This window comes from Nocardia stercoris (assembly GCF_003696265.1).
Taxonomy (GTDB): domain Bacteria; phylum Actinomycetota; class Actinomycetes; order Mycobacteriales; family Mycobacteriaceae; genus Nocardia; species Nocardia stercoris.
The window spans coordinates 127,959-147,004 of record NZ_RFFH01000014.1 but is presented as its reverse complement, the minus strand read 5'-3'; the positions used below and the strand labels follow the sequence as shown (position 1 = coordinate 147,004).

General features: G+C 68.7%; 14 protein-coding genes. 12 read left to right on the top strand and 2 right to left on the bottom strand.

Going from position 1 to position 19,046, the window contains the following annotated elements:
• Positions 1 to 37: 37 nt before the first annotated feature.
• On the top strand, positions 38 to 2,068 hold the full coding sequence (locus EBN03_RS25990; RefSeq protein ID WP_122190760.1) for a hypothetical protein: 2,031 nt from the start codon (positions 38 to 40) through the stop codon (positions 2,066 to 2,068).
• A 436-nt stretch (positions 2,069 to 2,504) separates the two neighbouring features.
• On the opposite strand, the gene EBN03_RS25985 is transcribed toward EBN03_RS25990, so the two are convergent.
• The gene (locus EBN03_RS25985; RefSeq protein WP_456093818.1) at positions 2,505 to 4,433 is read right to left on the bottom strand and encodes a WXG100-like domain-containing protein; all 1,929 of its coding nucleotides are present in this window, start codon (positions 4,431 to 4,433) and stop codon (positions 2,505 to 2,507) included.
• Positions 4,434 to 4,511: 78 nt separating this feature from the next.
• Positions 4,512 to 5,426: a C40 family peptidase gene (locus EBN03_RS25980; protein WP_233608644.1), complete on the bottom strand. Its 915-nt coding sequence runs from the start codon at positions 5,424 to 5,426 to the stop codon at positions 4,512 to 4,514.
• Positions 5,427 to 5,602: 176 nt separating this feature from the next.
• On the opposite strand from EBN03_RS25980, the gene EBN03_RS25975 reads away from it, so the two are divergent.
• The 11 genes from EBN03_RS25975 to EBN03_RS25925 all read left to right on the top strand — a co-directional run bounded on the left by EBN03_RS25975 (position 5,603) and on the right by EBN03_RS25925 (position 19,036).
• Positions 5,603 to 6,802 carry a hypothetical protein gene (locus EBN03_RS25975; protein ID WP_147471709.1) on the top strand — a complete coding sequence of 400 codons (1,200 nt, stop codon included), beginning with the start codon at positions 5,603 to 5,605 and terminating at the stop codon, positions 6,800 to 6,802.
• Positions 6,803 to 6,938: 136 nt separating this feature from the next.
• Positions 6,939 to 8,207: a hypothetical protein gene (locus EBN03_RS25970; RefSeq protein ID WP_147471708.1), complete on the top strand. Its 1,269-nt coding sequence runs from the start codon at positions 6,939 to 6,941 to the stop codon at positions 8,205 to 8,207.
• Position 8,208: 1 nt separating this feature from the next.
• Complete coding sequence (locus EBN03_RS25965; RefSeq protein WP_122190755.1) at positions 8,209 to 8,520, top strand: hypothetical protein; 312 nt, start codon at positions 8,209 to 8,211, stop codon at positions 8,518 to 8,520.
• 152 nt (positions 8,521 to 8,672) lie between these two features.
• Entirely contained in the window at positions 8,673 to 9,941 is a 1,269-nt protein-coding gene (locus tag EBN03_RS25960) for a hypothetical protein (RefSeq protein WP_147471707.1), read from the top strand.
• A 2-nt stretch (positions 9,942 to 9,943) separates the two neighbouring features.
• Positions 9,944 to 10,243: a hypothetical protein gene (locus EBN03_RS25955; RefSeq protein WP_122190753.1), complete on the top strand. Its 300-nt coding sequence runs from the start codon at positions 9,944 to 9,946 to the stop codon at positions 10,241 to 10,243.
• Between the two features lie 151 nt (positions 10,244 to 10,394).
• The gene (gene eccA, locus EBN03_RS25950) at positions 10,395 to 12,155 is read left to right on the top strand and encodes a type VII secretion AAA-ATPase EccA (RefSeq protein ID WP_122190752.1); all 1,761 of its coding nucleotides are present in this window, start codon (positions 10,395 to 10,397) and stop codon (positions 12,153 to 12,155) included.
• Entirely contained in the window at positions 12,118 to 13,716 is a 1,599-nt protein-coding gene (gene eccB, locus EBN03_RS25945) for a type VII secretion protein EccB (RefSeq protein ID WP_233608643.1), read from the top strand. Before eccA ends, eccB begins: the two co-directional genes overlap by 38 nt.
• Positions 13,713 to 17,711, top strand: coding sequence for a type VII secretion protein EccCa (eccCa, locus tag EBN03_RS25940; protein WP_122190751.1), 3,999 nt, complete (start codon positions 13,713 to 13,715; stop codon positions 17,709 to 17,711). The genes eccB and eccCa overlap by 4 nt, the downstream gene beginning before the upstream one ends.
• Before the next feature lie 158 nt (positions 17,712 to 17,869).
• A complete protein-coding gene (locus EBN03_RS25935) occupies positions 17,870 to 18,139 on the top strand; it encodes a hypothetical protein (protein WP_122190750.1) in 270 nt (89 codons plus the stop codon).
• 34 nt (positions 18,140 to 18,173) lie between these two features.
• The gene (locus EBN03_RS25930) at positions 18,174 to 18,485 is read left to right on the top strand and encodes a WXG100 family type VII secretion target (RefSeq protein ID WP_147471706.1); all 312 of its coding nucleotides are present in this window, start codon (positions 18,174 to 18,176) and stop codon (positions 18,483 to 18,485) included.
• A 224-nt stretch (positions 18,486 to 18,709) separates the two neighbouring features.
• Positions 18,710 to 19,036 (top strand): PE domain-containing protein, encoded by a 327-nt coding sequence (locus EBN03_RS25925; RefSeq protein WP_158675743.1) that lies wholly within the window; start codon positions 18,710 to 18,712, stop codon positions 19,034 to 19,036.
• The last annotated feature ends 10 nt before the right edge of the window (positions 19,037 to 19,046 follow it).

Sequence of the window (19,046 nt, the reverse complement as noted above, 5' to 3'; positions counted from 1 at the left end):
CGATGCGTGAAATTCGAACCTGGCGGCCGGAGATCTGATGGCCCCTACCGATCTAGGTCCGACGCTCAAGGCCGGGCAGACTCTCGGCGAGGGCCAGGAGCTGACCTCGCCCGACGGTTCGGGCTACAAGATGACGGTCGAGTCCGGGAACCTGATCCTGCGCGACTCGTCCGGCAACACGATCTTCGAATCGGGGACCGACAACAGTCAGGGCACCCTGGTCGCGACGGTCGACGGCAACAAGCTGGTTCTCAAGAACGGCGACAAGACGGTATGGTCCCGCGACTTCGCCGACACCAGCGGCCCCGGATCCAAGGCGGATGGGTTCGGGCTGACCAGCAACGGCATCGTCGTCGGATACGACGGGGTCCAGCAAGTCGGCAGTATCTTCCCGAACACCAGCGGTCACTGGTTCGTCGTCGATCTCATACCGTCACCCGGTTCACCGGAGGACAAATTATGGCCGGATGCGCTGAAGTTCGTGGTCGCGATGGCGCAATATAATCTCCAGGATATCGTCGACTCGATCGGCGCCCAGGCGGACCGGCCACCGAGTCTTTCTGATATGTCGCAACAGCTGGGCGGAACCGCGATCAACGGCTGGTCCGACATGCTGGACATGTACAAGAATGACAAATCGGTTCTGGAGCGGATCAGTTCCGCGCTCCAGAACGGGGACGGCAATGTCGGCGACATCAGCAGTGACGTCGCCGCGAAGCTCGCCGACACTCGGTACCGCGTTTCCATGGACATCAGTCAATTACATGACACGCTGTTCTCTCCCGCCTGGCACGCGCACCACGACGCCGTCCAGGCACTGGGCAATTACAACCGAAATGCGAAGAACGAGCTGTACGACACTCGTGACATGAGCCAGGCCGATGTCGACAAATTGAAAACCGATATCGACGACGGACGAAAGAAGCTGATCGCAGCGGAGGGGACGACGGCTGCCCTCGCGAACGACTTCACGAAGGACGGCAAGTACGGTCCGGACATCGTCAAGTACCTCGGCGACCAGATCATTTCGACCGTGACCTCGGTCTCGAACGAAGCGAAGGCCATGCACGACGGCATGGTGGACGCGAAGAAGTTCATCGACGGCAATGCGCCGACCTACAAGCCGAAACACAAGCCCGACCCAGGCGACGGTGAGAAGCCGCCACCGGGTGACGGTCAGAAGCCGCCACCGGGCGACGGTCAGAAGCCACCGCCGGGCGACGGCACGCCGCCGCCGGGCACCTCGAAGATCGGCGGCCACGTCGACTTCCCGAAACTGTTCGGCGACATGCTCGGCACCGACACCGGCACTGACGGTTCGACGACCGGTACCGGCAAGAACGGCAGCACCGGCGATCCGGTGCTCGACGCTGTCAATGCGGCGATCGACAAGATCAAGAACAGTGGTGCCGACGCGTCGAGTTCCGGCGGGGGCGGTCTGGGTGGACTGTTGCCGCTGTTGATGATCGGTGGAATGGTGCTGGCGCCGGTGATCAGCGCGTTCGCGCCCACGGTGCTGAAACAGCTGCAGCCCAAGGACGGCAAGGACGGCAAGGACGCTCAGGGGAATCCGGCCGATCCGAACGCCCCCGACCCGAACGCCGCACCGGCGCAGCCGGGTGTGGTCCCGGCCACGGTGACCGCGCCGAATGCCGGAACACCGCCGCCCACGGCCGCGCCCGCCGCGCCGGACCCGACCGCGCCGGTGGACATGAAGTTCGACGGCACCACCCAGAAGGTGCCCGCCGTCGTCGCGGACGCGGTGAGCCGGGAAGCCAACAACCCCAACGGAAGTGATGCCTCCGCCGCGTATCGCGGCACCGTCGCCGACGAACGCACGTGGGTGCACATCGACCCGTCCCAACTGCGCACCGGCGATGTGATGCGCTGGGATCATCACAGCGCTCTGATCGTCGTCGACCAAGCCGGTCCCCAGATGGTGGTCGACGGCCACCCGGTCAGCCTGGACACGTCGAACCCCCCGGACGGCCACGGCACCTACGGCCAGTTCCACGGCTACTTCCACCCCACCGGTCTCGACCCGAAGCCGGCCGGCACCACCGTCTGACCGGCCGGGGTTCAGGGGCGGCCGGTTCGCCGGAGGTGACTCGGCGTGATCACGGGCCGGTATGACGTCGCGGCCGCGTGGATCTCCGTGGTCGAGCCGGGCCGGGTCGTGGGCCACGTGTTCGGCGTGTGAGTCGGCCGCTCCCGCATCCGGTCACGCGGATCCGTGGCCGGGCCGGGGCGTCGACTGTGTGCTCGGCGCGTGCGCCGAGCGGTCGCGCATCCGGCCGCGCGGAGCTCCGTGGCCAGCTGGCTGTGTGCTCGGGGCGCGAGTCGGCTGGTCCGGTATCCGGCCGTGCGGAGCTCGGTGGCCGGGCCGGCCGGGGATGGCGCCCTCGGCGCGTGAGTCGGCCGGTTATGTACGTGAGTCGGCCGGTCATGTATCTGCCCGTGCGGATCTCCGTAGCCGGGCCGGGCCGTGGGCCGTGTTCGGCGCGTCAGTCGGGCGGTCCTGCATCCGGCCGTGCGGCGTCGGCCGGGCGCATCCGTTCGGCCGGTGCCTGGACGCGTGGTGGATTCCGGCGCGGAGTCGTCCGGCCAGGCGGAATCTCCTGCGTCGCAGTCGGTTCGGCGGCAGAGTCGAATACGGTGGCGGGTTGCGGGGCGTCGGCTGGGCGCAGGAGTTCGGCCGGCACCTGGACGCGCGGTGGATTCGGGGGCGGAGTCGCCGCGGCCCCGGGTGGAACGGTCTGCGTGGCGGTGGATTCGGTGTCGAGGGTGGTGGGGGAGCCGGTTGCCGGATCCACCGTGTCCGGTGGCGTGCCGTCGGTGGTCTGCGCCGCGATCCGGGGTCCGGGCTCGGCTGTCGGGGTGACCGATACCCGGGCGGGCGGTGCGGTGGTGGGTGCCGGACGGGACCAGGGGGTGGCGGCGGTGCCGCCCGCGGTGGGGGTGACCTCCGGGCGGCGGGGGCGGGCAGCCTTGCGCCAGGGGTTGGTGCGGCGGCGGCCGGAACGGCCGGGGATCGTGCGGGGCGGGCGCGGCGTGCTCGGGGATTCCGGATCCTGCTGCGGCGCGGTGGATCCCGTGGTTGTGCCGGTGCCGGTGGCGGAGTTGTGGTCCCAGGGAGTTCCGGAGTTCGGCGTCGGACCGTCCGACGCGGCCCTGACGGCCGGGTCGGCGCCGGTCGCGGAATCGGCGTGGTTCTCCGGTGTGCTGTGCGCCGGGTGGGCCGGGGTGCCGGTCGTCTCCGAACGGGGCGCGACAGGTGCAGCAGCATGCTGGTTCAGGTCCGTGGTGGTCGCCGCGGTGCCGGTAGAGTTCGGCGTTGTGGCGCTGGGGTTTTCGGTCGCCGCGTGCTGGTTCGCGGAGGTGAGGTCCGGTGCGGTGGCCGCGAGGTGTGCGGGGGCCGTCACCTGCGGGACGACGGGGGCGTGGGCACCGGGAGTGGGGCCGGGAACCGACTGTGCCGGTTGGTGGTCCGGGGTGGAGCCGTTCGTTCCGGACCAGGGGGAGTTCGTGGCGGCCGGTGTGCCCGCGTGTTGCGGATCGGCGGAAGGTATACCGCCCCACGGTGTTCCGGTGCGAGCGGACACGGTGTTCGCGGTCGGGGTGCCGGTATCCGTCGTCGGTGCCGGGTCCACGGACGGCAGCGGGTCCGGCGTGGCGCCGGAGGGCGGCAGTGTTCGGTCGGGGGTGGTGCCGGGGACGTCCGGTAGCGGCCGGTGGGGTGCCGGGCCCGGTTCGTCCGGCAGCGGCAGGTCGGCACCGCCGTGCGTCTGGAAGTCCAATGCGCCAGCGTCGGTAGCGAATTGATTCGCGTGCCGGAGGATGTCGTCGGCGTACTGGTCCAGCAGGCCGGCGTAGCGCAGGACCTCGTCGGGTTCGATGCGCAGCGGCAGGTCCGGGGAGGGCTCACCCAGCAGTTCGCCGGCGGCATGGTGGAGCGCGTTGTTCACCATGTTCGCCACCACATGCTCGAGCGGCGCGATCGCCTTGTCGATGACCTCGGTGGCCACGTAGGTGATGAGGGCCTGCTCGAGTGCGGTCACCAGCTTCTGTGCGGCCATGCGGGTCGCCTGGGCGATCATGAGCGACATGCCGTCGGTGACGGCGGTCGCGGCCATGGCGCTCGCGAACGTCGCTGCCTGGACCGCCAATTCGCTGAGCACCGCGATCTTCATCGTGGTGATGACCTCGGCGGCGACGTCGAGCGCGGTCGCCACCACTTTGCAGGCCGCGTCCAGGTCGGCCAGATGGCCCGCGCTCATGCGGCCCCACGCCGCCAGCAACTGCTCGTAGGAATACCCGGAATAGACCGCGTTCATATCCTTGACCGCACCGGTCGCCGCGGAATGGGTATCGGCCATATTGGTGGCGAAAGTCCGAACGTGCCGCCCTAATTCGCGAACATGGTCCTCGTTGATATCCGGGTACGGAACACCGACGTAGTTGAGGAACAGCGCGACGTCGTGTGGGATCTCGATCGGCAGACGATCACCTCCTCACAGCACGCGGACGACTATCGCATCGCGCGGCATTCGTGACATCTGGACCGTCGCACCGGAATGCGGAGCTTCGATGACCATACCGTTGCCCGCGGCCAACTGGACGTGTTCGGGTCCACGCGCACTGAACGAACTGGCGGGAAACACCAGATCGCCGGGCCGTACATCCTGTACTGGAATCCTTGTGCCGCTGTGGATTTGCTCGTAGGTAGTCCGCGGCAGCACCACGTGGCCGTCCGAGGCCTGCGCGATCGCGTACTGGGTGAGGCCGGAACAGTCGAAGCCGCCACCGGTCGGGCCGCCAGCCGTGCCGCCACCCCACACATAGGGCGTACCCAGCCACGCCCCCGCGGCCTGCACCGCGTTACCTCCGGCCGTGCCGTCGGTGACCGGCATGCCACGCCGCCGGGAACGCGGCCGCCGGCGCGGGCGGGTGTTGCGGCCGGTGATCAACGTCGGCGTCGCCGGCGGCATGATCCGGGCCGCCTGATGGGTCGCTGCGGTAGTGTCGGCGGCGACCTGCTGGGTGGTCTTGGTGATGGCGGTGTGGGCGGCGGCGAGGACGGCCGGGCCGCTGAGCCGGATGTCGGAGATCGTCGAGATCGCTTGCAGCTGGGTGCGGAAATCGTCCAGGTAGCCGACTACTTGGCGGCGCCCGGTGGCGGTGATGTCGGCCGAGGTGGCGACCGCCTCCCGGACCGCCGAATCGCGGTCGGAATGGGCTGTGGCCGTTGCGGAGTGCTCGTCGGCCCGGTCGCCGTACCGGTCGGCCAGTGTGCCGAGATGACCGTTCTGCGGGCCGACCCGGGCGAGGTCGGCCACGGCCTCGAGCGGATCGGGGTGGCCGGCGCCGTACAGGTCGAGCAGCGACTGCAGTGCGCGGTACGCGTCTGTGGCCTGTGTCTCGGCCATCCACCCCCCTGCCGTGCCCCTCAGGCTGCCGTACTCCATTTCCGATTCCCACCATTCTGCGGTCTCCGGGCACGGACCCATTCCCACTGCTGGTAGCCATAGTGCCGCGAAACGGGTTCCCACCGTGGAGAACACCGGACAATCGGAGGCACACGACAGGGAGGCAGGTGCTGGGCATGGCGGTCGGGACTGATGCCCAGGGTACGACGGACGGCCAGCCGATCGACCCGAACGCGGCCGGACCGCTGCCGGTCGATCCGGCCCAGGCCGCGGCTCTCTACGCCGCCGCGGCAGCGTCGGCGACCGGCCCGACGGCGACGGACGCCGAACTCGGCGACACCGGCCTGCCCAGTGCCTCCGATCTGCTGAATCCGCCGGCTCAGACGGCGTCCATCGACGGCAAACAGCACTTCTGGAACGTGCCGCAGCTGTTCACCCCGCCGGGTGCGTCGCCGCGGCTGAAGGCATACATCGTCAACGTGGACAAGGCCATCCAGATCGCGGTCGACCTACTGGGATTGGGCGTGTGCGAAGCGCCGCCGACCCCGGCCCAGCTGGATCTCCCGCCCGGCATGGAGTACGTCGACTCGTCCGCGGTCAGCAAGGGATACACCGCGGTGTCGGCTCGGTCGCGGGCCACTGCGGATTCGCTGGTCGCCGCACACGAGCAGATCGTCAAGGTCACCGATGCGGCGGCGGACGGAAAAGGCCAGGCGCTGATCAGGATTCAGGACGTGGTGTCGGTGCTGCAGTCACTGCTGCACTCGGTGGCCGCGATCCCGAAGCTGTCGGCGCCCGACGAGACCCAGCTGATGAAGATCCTGGGCGAGGCCGTGACCGCCATCTACGACAAGATCCAGAAGGTGGCCACCGACAACCAGACGATGGCCGGCACCGGCACCACGGACGGAACGGGTGGCACCACCGGCGGCACGGGTGGCACCACCGGCGGCACGGGTGGCACCGATTCCGGTACCGGCGCAACCGATGTCTCGGCCGGCACGAGCGCCGGTGGCGGTTCGGGGCTGAGCGGCATGCTCCCGCTGCTGCCGATGCTGGCCATGCCGATCGAGCAGGTGATCCAGTCGGTCCTGCCGGCGTTGCAGGGCAAAGACGGCAAGGACGGTAAGCCCGCCAAACCCGGCGATCCGCAACAGCCCGGCGTCCAGGCAACCGACCCGCAGATCCAGCCCTTCCTCGGCATGCAGACCATCACCCAGCCGGTGGACCACGCCCAGATCGTCGACGGCAGCCAGGTGGCACCGGCCACCGCGACCGTGGCGGCCCCCGCGGGGACCGTGGCTCCGGTCTCCGACCAGTCCGGCACCCAGCAGTCCACGGACCAGTCGCCGCCCGCGTCGAGCGTCCTGCTGTAGGCCGCCACCGCCCGTTTCCCAATGGTGGGAAACGGGCGGTTTCCGTACCTCTTCTAGCCTTTCGAATCAGGCAGTAGCGGAAGGGATTCAAGTTGTTCGTGGCGGGTGACGCCACGCCACCGCGTGGAGTGTCATCGTGGCAGAACCCTTGGTCCAGGACTTGGTCCGGGCGGCGGAACGTCTGGCGGCGGGCCTGGGCGACGGGGGCAACGTGCTCGCTGCGCGGGCTCGTGCGCTGGCCGAGGAGACCGGGGGGCACGCCCGGCGACTGCTGCTCGAGGATCGGCTGGCCGCCGAAGAGCGGTTCGCCCCAGCCTCTTCCGGCGTACACCCCGAACCGTTCGCGCCCGGATTCACCGCCGAGCACCTCGAGGACGGACTTCCCGATACCCGCAATACCTTCCTGTACGAGGACTACAAGCGGATGTACGAGCAGCGGCTCGGGCGTTCACTGACCGCCGCCGAGGACGGGACGTTGCGCGAGGGCTGTATCGGGATGACCCGGCTACGGCTCAATAATCCCGTGGCCGTGCCGATGCACGTGGCGATCGGCGATCCGGCCGCGCACGGGCTGGCTGCGGAGACCGAGCACTTGCTGGCCAAGGGTGAGGCGGCGGCGAAGGCGGCCGTGCACTACTACGACGGCTATATACGGACCCGGCAGCAGATCTACCAGCTGCGGCGAGCGATGGCCGACGGTCGGGGTGGGCGCGACGTGCTCGGGCGGATTCGTGCACTGGAGCAGACCTCGGATCGGTGGGAAGCGGCACTGAACACCAGCCGTGCCGAGGGCGCGCGGGCCTGGGCCAAGGTGGGTGAGCACCAGGCCGAGGCGCAACGGCTGCGGTCGATGGCGAAGATCGTCGAGGGCCGCCGCGGCTTCGAGCTCGCGTCCGGTTACGCCGAGCGCTACGACGCGATTCTGCGGTCCGGGCCCAGGGACGCGCTCGAGCTCCAGCAGCGCATCAAGGGCGACCCGGTGCTGTCCCGACTACGCAACGCCCACATGCCGATCCAGCCCGAAGTCCCCCCGTCGAAGCTGGAAACGGTGATCTACGCCAAGCACTTCTGGACCGGTCAGGAACTCACGGTCGACGCGGCGGGCGTGCAGACCCCGACGAGCTGGATCGAACCACGTCCGCTGCGGTTCGCGCCCGACCCGGCGACCGGGCAGGTCGACATGAGTCACGACTACTACCAAGGCAAGATCGGATACACCAACTTCGACTACGGCTGGTACGACCGCGGCTCGAATACCTGGTGGAACGCCAACCATCGGGTCATCCCGGAAGATCCCAGCCGGCCGATGCTGGTATACCAGAACACTCCCGATACGTTCTTCCGTAGCCACCACGACTTCGACGCGCAGGTCTTCGGGCTCGCCCTGGTAGAGAAAGTGATCTGAGATGTCCGTGCCCGGCCCCGTCCCTCCGGGACCGCTGGACCTCGCCGACTACGTCGGGCGGCCGGTCCTGCTTCTCGGTGTGGCCGACAATCTGCTCGCCGGTGCGATCCTGGTGTGCGGCAGGAATTCTCATGTCTATATCGACGGCCTGGATCGGTGGCCGGAGGAGCAGTGCAACCGGCCGTTCGAAGTGACCGGTGTGCTCGCCGAGCGCGACAGCGACGCCGATCTGCGCGGACCGGACGGCAGGCCGCGGCAGGGGATCGGCCGGCACTACGTGGTCCGCGACGCCACGTGGACACCGCTGCACTAGCTGTTCCGCCGAGGGCCGTCCGCCCACGGCTTCCCGCTGCTGGGAAGGCGCATGGTGGCGGCATCTCTTCTACCCTGTCGAATCAGGCGGTAGCGGAACGGGATCCGAGCTGCCGGCGGCGGGTGACCCACGCCACCGCGTGGAGTGTCATCGTGGAAGAACCACTGGTCGAGGAACTGGTCCGGGCGGCGGAGCGACTGAGCGCCGATCTGGGTGATGCCGGGGAGATCCTCGCGCGGCGGACCAGAGCGGTGGCGGCGGAAGCCGGTGGCACCGGTGCGCGAATGGGCGCGCTGGACCGCGAGATCGCCGCCGAGCCACGCTGGATCGGCGAATCCGCCCGCACCGCAGAGCCTTTCGCGCCCGGATTCGACGCGGAGACCTGCGACGCGCACGGACTGCCCGACACCACCCGCGTGTATTCGGCCGCTGCCTATCAGCGCATGTTCGAGGACCGGATCGGCCGGCGGCTCACCGATCAGGAGGAGGAACTGCTCGCCGACGGCTGCATCGGGATGACGGCCCTCCGGCTGGGGCTCACCGACACGTACCCGACGATGAGCTACGCCTTCGGCGATCCGAGCATCCACGCACTCGCCGCCGAGACCGAGCGTCTGCTGGCGCCCGGTGAGGTGGCCAACGAGATGCTGAACGAGCTGGCCTACGGAGCCCATACGCGCTGGGAGGAACTGACTCGACTGCGGGCCTTCGCCGAACGTGGCGCGGGTGGTCCCGACATCGCCGCGGAGATCCGGGCGGCCGAGGCCGAGCACAGCGAGTGGGCCAAGGCCACGGCCGAACAGCTGCGGCACACCCGGGACCTGTGGGCTCGGATCGGCGAGCACCGATCCGAGCTGGAACGGGTCCGGTCGATGGCGAAGATCGAGGAAGGCCGCCGTGGCTTCGCCCGGGTATCGGCCGTCGCGGACCGATTCGGCCGGATCCTGGCCGACGCGCCCGCGAACGAGCGCGAACTGCTCGCGCGGATCCGGGCGGACCCCGTCCTGTCCCGGCTGCGCCCGGAACCGCTGGAGATGACCCGCGGTGTGCCGCCCGCGCAACTGGAGCCGGTGATCTACGCGAAGCGCTTCTGGACCGGCCAATTCCCGAATCTCACGGGCGAGGGTCCGGAGACGCTGTCGATGGCCGAGCCCAATCCGTGGAGTTTCGCCCCGGATCCGGTGACCGGCCAAGTGGATATGACCGCCGACGATTTCGTCGGAAAATACGGTTACGGCAATTTCGACTACGGCTGGTACGACCGCGGATCGAATACGTGGTGGAATGCCGACCACGGTGTCGAGGAGGGATCGGATAGGCCGATGCTGGTGTTCCAGAAGAGTCCGGATGCGTTCTTCCGCAGCCAACCGGACTGGGATGCGCAGGTCTTCGGGTTGGCGCTGGTACGGAAGGTGTTCTGACCGTGAATCTTTCGTTATACGTCGGCCGCCCCGTCGTCCTGTGCGGTCTCGCGGAGAATGCGAAGTCCGGCGCGATTCTGGTGTGCGGCCCCCGATCCCATGTCTATGTCGAGGGTGTCCGGCGCTGGCCCGACGAGCACGTGCACCGGGCGTTCGAAGTGCGCGGGGTGCTCGACGAGGTAGGTGACGATGCCGCGCCGAGCGCACAGGGTGAGCGCCGCCACCGGCAGGGGGTGCGCCGGTATTTCATCGTGCGGGACGTCACCGTCGATCTTGTTCCGCGCCCGTCCGAGGGGCGGTGACGGGTCCGGGCCGGGCAGTCCGTGCCGTTGCCCAGCGGCGCGTGCACCGACGGCATGATCGTCGCGACCGCGCTTCCCATTGGTGGGAAGCGCGCCGTGTTCGTACCTCTTCTAACCTTTCGAATCAGGCGATAGCGGAAAGGGATCCGAGTTGTCAGCGGCGGAGGACGCGTTCTACACAGGAGTTCAGAGTCTCGGGCTGGTGGCCGGGAGTGGACGCAACAACCAGCATGCGCTGGCCGCGTTCCGGGCCGCGACCGACCTCGATCCGGATATGTGCGATGCCTGGCTCGGCCGGGCCATGGCCGGTGAGGTGAACGCGGAGGTCGTCTACGGCGCCTACCGCTCGGTTCACAATCTGTACCGGGATCAACAGCGCGCGGGCCTGCCCGACCGGTCGCTGTGGTGCCAGGTCGAGATCGGCATGTTCGGCCTGCAGGTCGCCATGGCCGACCGCGACCAGATCGCGATCGCCCAGGTCTGCCAGTACGCCGGTGACGGCGAATGGGACGAGGCGCTCGCCATCCTGGACCAGGTGCCACGCGACGACGTCGCCGAATTCGTCCGCATGACACTGTATTTCCGCACCCGCCGCTGGCCCGACGTGCTCGACGCGCGTGCCGCCAAGCCGCTGCTCGACGACGGGCTGCTCGACATCGCCGCCGAACTCATGGCCGCCCAGGCCCTGGCCCACCTGGGCCGGTTCGGGGAGGCCCTGCCGCGGGCACAGCGGATCGTCGAGGACAGCTCCTCGGGCAGCCTGTCCTACATCTGGGCCGACGCCCACTACCTGCTCGGCATGGTGCTGCGGCACAACGGCGACAACGAAGCCGCGGACCGAATCCTCAAGGGGCTGCAGGGATCCGCGCTGTACTCGCAGCGCCCCGACTGGCAGCGCGCGGTCACGGACAAGACCTTCAAGCTCGAGGTCACCACCAGCGAGGTGCTGGCCACCCGCACCGACCGCTGGGACCCGCGCTCGGGCGCCGACCCGGCCGAGGCCGCCGCCACCGCCGCCCGCACCGAACGCGAAACGCAGCTGGCCGAGGCCTCCGACCTGCTCGCCGCGCAGATCGGCATGGTGTCGGTCAAGGAACAGGTCGACCGGCTGAAGTCCGGTGTGCTGATGGACCAGGTCCGGGCCAAGCGCGGCCTGGCCGTCGACTCCCGCTCGCACCACCTGATCTTCTCCGGCCCGCCCGGCACCGGTAAGACCACCATCGCCCGCGTGATCGCGAAGATCTTCGCCGGTCTCGGCGTGGTGGAGAACGCCGACGTCATCGAGGTCTCGCGCAACGACATGGTCGGCACCCACCTCGGGCACACCGCGCCGAAGACCAACGCGCTCATCGACTCCGCGCTGGGCGGCGTGCTGTTCATCGACGAGGCCTACACCCTGGTGCAGGAGGGCCTGTCCGGTGGTGACGCCTTCGGCAAGGAGGCCGTCGACACCCTGCTGGCCCGGATGGAGAACGACCGCGACAAGCTGGTCGTGGTCATCGCCGGCTACGAGGACCAGATCGACCGGTTCCTGGCGTCCAACGACGGTCTGGCGTCCCGGTTCACCAAACGGGTCCGGTTCTCCAGCTACGAGGCCGACGAGCTGGTGCAGATCGCCGATCATATTGCGCAGAAGAAGGATTCGATCTTGTCCGACGGCGCCCGCGAGGTGCTGCGGGCCCGGTGCGAGCAGCTGTCGGGGCAGACCCGCAACGGCCGCCGCCTCATCGACCTGGCCGGCAACGGACGTTTCGTGCGCAACGTGATCGAATCCGCGGAAGCCGAACGCGACTACCGATTCACCCGCGACAACATCGACATCCTGTCGCTGAGCAACGAAGACCTGATGACGATCTCGGAGTCCGATATCGCCAGTGCCCTGGACGGTTTGGCTCCCACGGCAGCCGGCTGACCAGGTGGCGCGCTTCCGGGTGGTGACCAAACACCAGGTGTCGGGCTGGCGCTTCCTGTTCCGGCGCATCGATCACGCACTGGTGCGGCGCGACGCCTCCATGATCGACGACCCGCAGCGCGGCCGGTCCACCGCGCTGTCGGTGGGAATCGCGCTGGCCTGCGTCCTGGTGGCCGCCTCGGCGGTACTGGCCTTCTTCAAACCCGCCAAGCAGATCACCGACAGCACCCACATCGTCGCCGAACAGGGCACGGGCGCGCTGTACGTGTTCATCGGCGGTCGGCTGTATCCGGCACTGAACCTGACCTCGGCTCGGCTGGCGGTCGGGGATGCCGAGAACCCGACCAATGTCACGCGCGACGAGCTGGCCCGCTTCCCGCGCGGGCCACTGATCGGGATCTCCGGCGCGCCGGGTGTGGTCGCCGATTCGGGGGTGCGGGACTCGTCGTGGGCGATCTGCGACACCGCCACCATCGGCCCGGCCGCGCCGGTCGACCAGTCCACCGGCCTGCCCACCACCGGCCTGTCCTCGGTGCACACCACGGTGATCGGCACCCAGCTGCGCACCGACCCGGATTCGGTACGCCCGATCGCCGCCGGTGAGGCGCGGTTGCTGCGCGACGACGCCACCACCTGGCTCGTCTATCCCGACCGTGATCACGGGGTGGTCCGGGCCGCACTGAATCTCGGTGACTCCGCGGTCATGCTGGCGCTCGGAATCGACGCCACCGCACCCGTCGCCCCGGTGTCGAAGGGCCTGCTCAGCGCCATCCCCGAGGTGCCGCCGATCAAGGTGCCGGATGTGCCGGGCGCGGGCAGCACCGTGACCCTGTCCTCCGGTATGACGGTTCCGGTCGGCGCGGTGCTGGCCGTGTCGACCGTGGATCAGACCGCCGCGTACTACCTGGTGTCGCAATCCGGTGTGGTGCAGATCAGTTCGGTGCTGGCGGCGATGGTGCGCAACGCCGACGCGCACGGCACCATGACCACCATCGCCGTGCGCCCGGACGTGATCGCGGCCAACCTACGCCCGGGCGGCTGGCCCGGCACCGCGTCCTTCCCCGACCATTCCGTGCACATCGTCGACCCGGAACGGTCCGGCGTGACCTGTTTCCACTGGTCGCGCGCCAGCACCGACCCGAGCGCGGCCACCACACTGCTGGTGGGCCGGCAGCTGCCGCTCAGCGTGGAGGAACAGCGCCGGACCGTGCCGCTGGTGACCGCGCAGACCTCGCACGGCGCGACCGCCGACGCGGCCTACATGCCCAGGGACACCGGCAGATTCGTGCAGGTGACCGGCATGGACCCGGTGTCGCCGCGCCGCGAGACCCTGTTCTGGATCTCCGACTCCGGGGTCCGCTACGGCATCGACGCCAAACTGGGCGACAACGGCGACCCCACGCTGAACGCGCTCGGACTGAAGGTTCCGGTGCCGGCGCCGTGGAGTGCGGTGTCGCTGTTCGCGGTCGGGCCGACCCTGTCCCAGGCGGACGCGCGCATCCTGCACGAGGGGCTGCCCGTCGACAAGTCCGCCGTCGGGCTCCCGGGAGGAAACCCGTGACCACCACCAAGCGTTTCGTCCGCCCCGCGCGGGCCGTGCGCGGCCCGAAGGCGCCCGCCGTCACCGAACTGCGCCTGCAGCCACCGACCGAACTGCCGAAACCCGTTCCGCCGTCTCGGCTCAAGCTGATCATGCCGGTCGTGATGATGGCCGGTACCGGCGGCATGATGGTGATGATGTTCCGCGGTGGCGGTCAGATGTCGCCGATGTCGATGATGTTCCCGATGATGATGATCGTGTCGATGTTCGGCATGATGGGCGGCTCGATGGGCGGGGGCGGCTCGGGATCGCTCGACGAGGAACGCAAGGACTACCTGCGCAGCGTCGCCGAGAACCGCCGTACCGTGCGCGCCGCCGAGGTGGAACTGCACACCTACCTGCGCCACGCCCATCCCGGACCGGCCGAGTTGAGCCGCCTGGTCGGCGGCACCCGGATGTGGGAGGTGCAGGTCGCGGCCCAGCAGTTCCTGCGGGTCCGGGTGGGCCGCGGCCGGATCGCCAACCAGGTCCGGGTGATCGTGCCCGAGGCCGCGCCGCTGGCCGACCTGGACCCGGTCGGCGTGGTCGAGGTGACCCGGTTCGCGAAGGCCTACTCGACGGTGGGCGGCATGCCGGTGGCGATCAACCTGCTGTCCGCGCCCGAGGTCGGGCTCGACGGCGACGAGGTCGCCGTCGCCGGGCTGGTCCGCGCGATGCTCGCCGAGATCGTGGTGCTGCACGGACCGGACCAGGTCGCGGTTGCGGCGGTGGTGAACGACCCCGACGCACCGCAGTGGGCGTGGCTGAAATGGTTGCCGCACACCCAACATGCGAGCGACACCGACGGCGTCGGCCCGACTCGCATGGTGTACCGGAGCGTGGCGGAACTGCGCACCAAGGTGCTGGCCGGCCTCAACCGCGGCCCGTTCACCGCCAACAGCACGCCCAGCCTCGAGCGCAAGCACTTCATCCTGGTGGTGGCGGCCGGTGGCGCGGCCAACGACCGCGACATCTCCGGCCTGGACGGTGGCACCTGGCTGCGGCTCGGGCCCTCCGACCAAACGCTCCCGCGCGCGCTGAAATTCACCGTCGACGCGGATCGCACACTGCACGAGATCAATTCGCGCGGCAGCCGCCGGGTCGGGCTCGCCGACGCCATGACCGTGCCCGCGGTGACCGCGCTGGCCCGCTCGCTGTCGCCGTACCGGTTGTCCACCGTGATCGAGGCGGTGGTGGCCGACCAGGCCGGCGGCGGAACCACCTGGGAGGATCTGGTTTCGCTGACCGACCCGGGCAGTATCCGGATCGACCGGCAGTGGGCCCGGCGGCGCGACGCCGACCGGGCCCGGCTCAACATCCCGTTCGGCTACGACCCGGCCGGTGCCCCGGTGTACCTGGACATCAAGGAGTCGGCCGAGGAGGGCATGGGCCCGCACGGCATGTGCATCGGTGCCACCGGTTCCGGAAAGTCGGAATTCCTTCGCACCCTTGTGCTTTCGGCGGTCGCCACACACTCGCCGGATGTGTTGAACCTGCTGCTGGTCGACTTCAAGGGTGGTGCGACGTTCCTCGGGTTCGACCGGCTCTCGCACGTCACCGCGGTCGTCACGAACATGGAGGAGGAGGCCGATCTCGTCACCCGAATGGAGGACGTGATCAACGGCGAGATGGCCCGGCGTCAGCGCGTGCTGCGTGAAGCCGGGAACTTCGCCAGTGTCGCCGACTACGAGCGGGCGAGAGAGCAAGGCGCGCAGCTGGATCCGCTGCCGACCCTGCTGATCGTGCTCGACGAGTTCGCCGAACTGCTCGAACAGCACCCGAACTTCACCAAACTGTTCGTCGCGATCGGCCGGCTGGGCCGCTCGCTGCGTGTGCACCTGCTGCTCGCCTCGCAGAAGGTTCCGGCCAACCGGATGGGTGAGCTGGAGGCGCACCTGTCCTACCGGATCGCGTTGCGCACCAACCAGACCAGCGACTCCCGCGACGCCATCGGCACCGCCGACGCCTACCACCTGCCCAAGAAGCCGGGTGCGGGCTACCTGCGCGCCGGATCCGGTGACCTGCAACGGTTCCAGGCCGCCTACGTCGGATCCCCTTATGTCGCACCGCAAACGACCACCAACGCCGGTCCCGCGCGGTCCCGGCGGGCGGGCAGCGGTTACCGCCCGCCGCAGCTGTTCACCTCCGCGCCGGTCGCCGATCTGCGTCCCGCCGTCGTCGAACCGCAGCAGGCCGCGGTCACCGAAGCCGAGGCCGAGGGCGAACCGATCTCGGTGATGGAGACGGTGCTGCAGCAGCTGGCGGGCCGTGGCCGTCCGGCGCACAAGATGTGGCTGCCGCCGCTGAACACCCCGCCGACGCTGGACCGGCTGATCTCCGCGGTTCAGCCGGGGACACTGAACATTCCGTGGGCCCTGGTCGACCGCCCGGCCCAGCAGCGCCAGGACGTCTGGTCGGTGGACCTGTCCGGCGCGGGCGGGCACGTCGCGGTGGTCGGTGGCCCGCAGTCCGGCAAGTCGACCGCGCTGCAGACGCTGATTCTCGGGACCGCGCTGACCCACACCCCGGAGCAGGCGCAGTTCTACTGCCTGGACTTCTCCGGTGGTCTGACCGGAATTCGCAATCTGCCGCACGTGGGCTCGGTGGCCTCGGCCCGCGACGGCGACCGGGTGCGGCGCACCTTCGCGCTGATCACCAACCTGCTGGCGAACCGGCAGACGATGTTCGCCGAACTCGGCATCGACACCATGCGCGAGTTCCGCCGCCGCCGGGCTTCCGCGGCGGAGTCGGCGCAGCTGGCCGCGCGCGGCGACATCCACGGCGACGTCTTCCTGGTCATCGACGGATGGGACATCGGATTCTCGGTCAGCGGACCGTATTTCGACGACTACCTGTCGGTGGTGGAGTCGATCGCCCTACAGGGCCTCAACTACGGCATCCACCTGGTGCTGTCCAGCTCGCGGTGGGCGGCGATCCGGCCCGCCGTGAAGGACCTGCTGCAGACGCGCCTGGAGATGCGCCTCGGTGACCTGACCGACACCGTCTTCATGTCCAATCGCGCTGTGGTGGCGGCAATTCCGGCGAACCGCCCCGGCCGCTGTCTGTCGGTCGAGGGGCTGCACATGCTCACCGCGTTGCCGCGTGTGGACGGCAACGGCGACCCCGAATCGGCGGCCGCCGGACTGGCAGCGGCCACCGAACAGCTCAACCACACCTACCCGGGACGGCGGGCGCCGGAGGTCAAACTGCTGCCCGCTCGGGTCACGCTCGACGAGATCATCGCCGGCCGCCCGCATCCGACCACGCACGCGCAGCGCATGGTGCTGCCGTTCGGGGTGCGCGAATCCGACCTGAGTCCTGCCGCGATCGACTTCGGCGTCTCGACCCACCTGATCGTGGTGGGTTCGTCGGGGTCGGGCAAGTCGACGGTGCTGTCCGCGCTGATCGCCTCGGTCTGCCGGCAGTTCACCCCGGAACAGGCCCGCATCCTGCTCATCGACTACCGCCGCCAGCACATGGAGGCGGTGCCGCCGGAGATGTCGGTCGGCTACCTGAGCAGCGAACGCGACCTGATCGACAGCCTGCCCGACTTCGCCGGCCGGATGCGGGCCCGGCGCGCACCCGACGGGGTGACGCCCCAGCAGCTGCGGGAGCGCTCCTGGTGGTCGGGACCGGAGATCTTCGTGTTCATCGACGACTACCACATGGTGGCGCAGCGCGGCGCGATGAACCCGCTGGATCCGATCAAGGACATCATCGTCGACGGCCGCGACACCGGTCTGCACATCATCGCGGCCCGCAATATCGCGCAGGCGGACACCGCCATGTACGACAACGTGCTCGGCCAGATGAAGAACCTGAACTCCTCCGGATTCATCATGGACGGCTCGAAACTCGACGGCATCCTGATCGGTGACGTCAAGGCGACCAAACAGCCCGTGGGCCGTGGCATCCTGGTGGAACCGCTGCACAGCCGCCGAGACCTGGTGCAGGCAGCCTGGATTCCCGAGGCATGAATCAGTTCCCATGTGCGGGAATGACTTAGCGTTCTAAGTAACAGCGGGCCGGACGCACCCGGTGCCGGTGTCCTCCACGCTCGAGAAAGGGACCGGAAATGGCTACTAACGGCTACGCCGGTGATAGCGGCAGTATTCAAAGCTCACACGGCAATCTGATGACGGCCCATCAGACCAAGATGGGCCACATCTCCACCCTGCAAGGCATCCAGTCGGCGCTGAACGAGGCCTTCCAGAGCCCGATCGCCGCGGCGCGGGTGCAGGACGCGCTCAACAACTGCATCCAGTCCGGTCAGAAGCTCGCGCAGCGGCTGTCCGACCACGCCCAGGCGCTCAAGGACGCGGGTATCTCGATCGACAACGCGGACATGGAAGCCGCCGCGAAGGTCGAGATGAACTCGGGCAGCAAGATCACTCCGTTCGTCTGACTCGTCACCCGAACATCACGAAAGGAAGATGAAAATGGCAGGCGGAGGCATGATCAAGGTGCCGTTCGGTGTGGTCGACGACCACCTGGCGCACCTGGCCACCACGGTCGACGAGATGGTCGACAACCACACCTACGTGCAGGCCGTGGTCGACAAGCTGATCCAGAACGGTTACACCGGTGCCGGTTCCGACGCGCTCGACGTCGCCACCCGGGAGCTGAAGAAGGCCCTGGACGAGGACACCGCGAACCTGCTGGCCCTCAAGCAGGCCACGGCGTCGGTCGCCGGTTCCGGCGGTATGTTCCAGGTCTCCGACATCGCGAGCGGTAAGCGTTTCGTGCTGTAGGTGCCGCGGATCGCAACGGTAATCCGATCTTTCGCCGGGCCCTCGGGCCCGGCGAAAGTCGTTTCCGGGGCACGGTATCCGGCGCGCGCCGCGGCCCGCTCGAGCGGCTTCCCATGGATGGGAATGACCTAGCGTTCTTGGTATAGCAAGGCACTTCAGTGTCACTGCCGTGTCGGCGTCAGTTGTGAGGAGACAGTCCCATGGATGTTCCAGCCAACGATTCAATGGGTCTTACGGTAATTCCGAGTGAACTTCCGGGTGTGTGCGGTCAGCTCACCGTGCATTACACGAATCTGGTCGACGTCATCAAGAACACCGCGAACGCGGCGCTGTCGACCACCGCCATGGGCTCGGACCTGGTCAGCGGCAATGCCCGGGTCGCGTTCGGCAACCATGTCGTGAACTTCACCAGCCAGGCCGGCGACGGCGCGACGCACCTGTTCAACGGTGCTCAAGCCCTGATTCCGGTGAGCCAGGACTACGCCGACACCGACGGCAGCGGTGGCGCGGTGGTCACGCTGCCCGGGGAATCCTGCCGCGCGCACGAATAGGGCAGCGCGA

Coding starts and splice junctions, on each gene's coding strand:
- EBN03_RS25975 (WP_147471709.1), top strand. CDS start 5,603: ATGGCGGTCGGGACTGATGCCCAGGGTACGACGGACGGCCAGCCGATC.
- EBN03_RS25930 (WP_147471706.1), top strand. CDS start 18,174: ATGGCAGGCGGAGGCATGATCAAGGTGCCGTTCGGTGTGGTCGACGAC.
- EBN03_RS25925 (WP_158675743.1), top strand. CDS start 18,710: ATGGGTCTTACGGTAATTCCGAGTGAACTTCCGGGTGTGTGCGGTCAG.
- EBN03_RS25935 (WP_122190750.1), top strand. CDS start 17,870: ATGACGGCCCATCAGACCAAGATGGGCCACATCTCCACCCTGCAAGGC.
- EBN03_RS25980 (WP_233608644.1), bottom strand. CDS start 5,426: ATGGCCGAGACACAGGCCACAGACGCGTACCGCGCACTGCAGTCGCTG.
- EBN03_RS25990 (WP_122190760.1), top strand. CDS start 38: ATGGCCCCTACCGATCTAGGTCCGACGCTCAAGGCCGGGCAGACTCTC.
- EBN03_RS25965 (WP_122190755.1), top strand. CDS start 8,209: ATGTCCGTGCCCGGCCCCGTCCCTCCGGGACCGCTGGACCTCGCCGAC.